Source organism: Kitasatospora putterlickiae, from assembly GCF_039527695.1.
GTDB classification, from domain to species: domain Bacteria; phylum Actinomycetota; class Actinomycetes; order Streptomycetales; family Streptomycetaceae; genus Kitasatospora; species Kitasatospora putterlickiae.
Map to the genome: position 1 here is coordinate 755 of NZ_BAAAKJ010000449.1, position 3,634 is coordinate 4,388.

General features: G+C 75.4%; 5 protein-coding genes. All 5 read right to left on the reverse strand.

Annotated features, from left to right (window positions below; translation table 11 throughout):
* Positions 1-25: 25 nt before the first annotated feature.
* Complete coding sequence (locus tag ABD308_RS36215) at positions 26-388, reverse strand: hypothetical protein (protein ID WP_425554948.1); 363 nt, start codon at positions 386-388, stop codon at positions 26-28.
* 117 nt (positions 389-505) lie between these two features.
* Positions 506-667: a hypothetical protein gene (locus tag ABD308_RS36220; RefSeq protein WP_344344428.1), complete on the reverse strand. Its 162-nt coding sequence runs from the start codon at positions 665-667 to the stop codon at positions 506-508.
* Between the two features lie 88 nt (positions 668-755).
* The gene (locus ABD308_RS36225; RefSeq protein WP_344344430.1) at positions 756-1,961 is read right to left on the reverse strand and encodes a cytochrome P450; all 1,206 of its coding nucleotides are present in this window, start codon (positions 1,959-1,961) and stop codon (positions 756-758) included.
* Between the two features lie 88 nt (positions 1,962-2,049).
* Positions 2,050-2,268: a ferredoxin gene (locus ABD308_RS36230; protein WP_344344436.1), complete on the reverse strand. Its 219-nt coding sequence runs from the start codon at positions 2,266-2,268 to the stop codon at positions 2,050-2,052.
* Between the two features lie 263 nt (positions 2,269-2,531).
* On the reverse strand, positions 2,532-3,634 hold a 1,103-nt coding region (locus tag ABD308_RS36235), incomplete at its 5' end, for an ATP-dependent DNA ligase (protein ID WP_344344432.1).

The window sequence follows — 3,634 nt, forward strand, 5'->3', positions numbered from 1 at the left end:
GCGCGGTGGTGTGCGCGGTGGTGGATCAGCCGGTGGGGGACCGGGGGGCGGTGGAGCCCCGGCCGGTCTTGACGGCGTTCACCATGGCCTGGTGGACCGCCCGGGCCGTGGTCTCGTCGGCCGCCGGGACGGGGCTGCCCGCCACCGTGTACCAGTCCAGCGCGCCGGTGTACTGGACGGTGAGCCGCGCCTCGCCGTCCACCCAGGTCGTGTGCACGGTGAGGTCGCCCGAGATCGGGCCGATCTCGACGGTGCCGACCCCGCCGGGCCCGCTGATGATCGACTGGGTGGTCCAGGTGGCCCACGAGGCCCGGGGGTCGAGCGGGGGCTCCACCCGCCCGGCCGTGCCTCCCGGCCCGCCCGCCGTGCCCTGCTGCTGTTCGGTCATGCGCCCGTCCTCCCTCGCCGGTCCGCCGCAGCCCGGGCGGCGGCACCGGCGGTCGCGAAGGCCGCCCGGGGGCGGGCGGCCTCGTGGCAACTCGTGTCTCGGAATGGTCGGAGCGGGTCAGCCGCCCGCCGTCGCCTCCTCCTGGGGCTCGCCCTCCGCCTGCGAGGTGTCCTGCGCGTGCTGGTTCTGCATCGAGGTGATGCCCTCCTCGGGGTCGGCCGCGCGGACGTCCTCGTCCCGGTCGGTGCTCACCTCGGAGCGTGCGCTCATGTCGGTCATCGCGGGCTCCCTCTCCTCGGCCGGTTCGCTGTCCCGCCCCTCAAGACTGCCTCCACGACCGGGCGACGGCCAACCGGGGGCAGGGCGTTCACCAGACGACCGGCAGCGACCTCAGCCCGTAGATCAGCGCGTCCGTGCGGAACTCCAGCTCCTCCTCCGTGACCGCCCGCCGCAGCCCCGGCAGCCGCCGGAACAGCGTGGCCAGCGCGATCTGCAGCTCCGCCCGGGCCAGCGGCTGCCCCAGGCACTGGTGCACCCCGAAGCCGAAGGCCACGTGCCGCCGGGCCTCCCGGCCGAGGTCGACCTCGTCGACGCCGAGGTGGCCCTCGGCGCCGAACAGCCCGTCGTCCCGGTTGGCCGTGGACAGCATCACCATCACGCCGTCCCCGGCCCGGATCAGGGTGCCGCCCAGCTCGACGTCCTCCATCGCCTGCCTCGGCACACCGGTGTGCACGATGGTGATCAGCCGCAGCAGCTCCTCCACCGCCCCCGGCACCGCCGCCGGGTCGGCGAGCCGGGCGGCCTGCTCGGGGTGGCGCAGCAGCAGCGCGGTGGAGAGCCCGATCATGTTGGCGGTGGTCTCGTGCCCGGCGACCAGCAGCAGCACCCCGATCGAGGCGATCTCCCGCAGCGTGAGGTCGTCGCGCAGCACCAGCCGACTCAGGATGTCCTCGCCGGGCTCGGAGCGCTTCCGTTCGGCGAGCCCGGCCAGGTAGTCGAGCAGCTCGTCCTGCGCCCGGGAGACGTCCAGGTCGTTCGGCTCGGTGGTCAGCAGCACCCGGCTGTTGGCCTGGAACGCCTCCCGGTCCTCGTAGGGGACGCCGAGCAGCAGACAGATCACCAGCGAGGGCACCGGCAGCGCGAAGTCGGCGATCAGGTCGGCCGGGCCGTCCCCGGCCGTCATCCGGTCGAGCGCCTCGTCGACGATCCGCTGGATGCCGGGGCGCATCGCCTCCACCCGCTTGACCAGGAAGTCCCCGGTGACCATCCGGCGCAGCCGGGCGTGCTCGGGGTCGTCGAGGCGCAGGAAGGACGGGTTGGCGGCGACGAGCTCGCGCCGCGCCTCGTTGAGGAACGGGAACGCGGGCCTTCGGGCGTCGGCGCTGAACCGGCGGTCCGAGAGCACCGCGCGGACCTCCTGGTAGCCGGTCACCAGCCAGCAGGGGGTGCCGTCGGGGAGTTCCGCGCGGCTGACCGGGCCGGTGCGCGCGGCCTCGGTGTACGCGGGCGGCGGCGCGAACGGACAGGCCGTGTCGTGCCGGGCCGGGATCGGGGTGACGGGAACGGTGGACATGCTCAAGGGGGTCTCCTCGCGTGACGGGTGGGGCCCGTGGCCAGGCGGTGGGAGACGGCGGGAGGGCGGCGGGGCCCCCGGGCGGGCGTCAGTCGGTGGTGCCGGGCCCGTCGTCCTCGGAGACGGTGATCGCGCCGCCGGGGCAGAGATCGGCGGCGAGGCGCACGTCGGCGAGCAGGCCGGCCGGGACGACCACCTGGCGGAGGGCGACCAGGCTGTCCCGGTCGTCCTGTTCGAAGATCTCGGGCACCGTCATGACGCACTGGCCGGAGCTGCAGCAGCGGTCCCGTTCGACGTTCACCTGCATGTCGGACACCTCTCCGTGGTGTGGCCCCGGCTTCGCCCGGGCCGGGCCGCCTCCGCTGTCATGGTCAAGCTATCCCCGCCCCCTGTCGCACACGAAGGGTGCACCGCCATGTCGTGAAGAATGGCCGATATCCCTCTGGTTGTGAACGGGTGTGAGATTAAAGAAGTTTGATCATTCGTCAGATCGGTCGTCCGGGCCTGGGCGAGCCCCGCGCCGCCGGCCGGCCGCGGCGCTCCCGTCGACGCCCGCACGCCCCGCGAACGCTACCGGGACCCCAGTTCACGGACGGCGGCGACGGTGTCCGCCTCCGCCGCGCTCTTGTCGGGCCGGTAGCGCACCACCCGGGCGAACCGCAGCGCCAGCCCCGCCGGGTAGCGCGGGCTGCGCTGCACCCCGTCGAAGGCGATCTCCACCACCAGCTCCGGCCGCACCCGGACGGTCCAGGCGTCCCGGTCCACCTCGCGCTCCAGCAGCGCCGCGGTCTGCCAGGCGAGCATCTCGTCGGTGAGCCCCTTGAAGGTCTTGCCGAGCATCACCCACGGGCCGAGTCCCGGCTCGCCGCCCGACCGGGCCCCCAGGTGCAGGTTGCTCAGGAAGCCCCGGCGCCGCCCGCTGCCCCACTCGGCGGCCAGCACCACCAGGTCCAGGGTGTGCCGCGGCTTGACCTTCACCCAGCCGGCGCCGCGCCGCCCGGCCTGGTAGCCGGCCGCCGGGTCCTTCACCAGCACCCCCTCGTGGCCGCGCGCGAGGGCGTCGCGGAAGAACGCCAGCGCCTCCTCCCGGTCCCCGGTCTCGGTGTGCGCCACCCGCAGCCCGGCCGGGACGGCCCCGGCGAGCGCGGCCCAGCGCTCCCGCCCGGGGCGGTCCACGAGGTCCTCGCCGTCCTGGTGCAGCAGGTCGAAGAAGTGCGCGCTGAGCGGCACCTCGGCGCGCAGCCGCTCCGGGTCCCGGCGGGCCGCGGTGCGCGCGGCGGTCTCCTGGAACGGCCGGGGCCGGCCGTCCGGCCCGAGCGCGATCGCCTCGCCGTCCAGCACCGCCGACCGCACCGGCAGGGCCAGCGCCGCCTCCACCACCTCGGGCACCCGGGCGGTGATGTCGTCCAGCGACCGGGTGAAGACGCCGACGTCCCCGCCGTCCCGGTGCACCTGCACCCGGATGCCGTCCAGCTTCCACTCCAGCGCCACCGGGCCCGCGAACCGGTCCAGCACCGAGCCGACGTCCGGCGCCGAGGCCGCCAGCATCGGCCGCACCGGCCGGCCCACCTCCAGCCGGAACGCCGCCAGCTCCGGGCCCCCGCCGGTCAGCGCGGCCGTGGCGACCGCCCGCGCCGAGCCGCGGAACATCAGCGCCCGACGCACCGACGCCG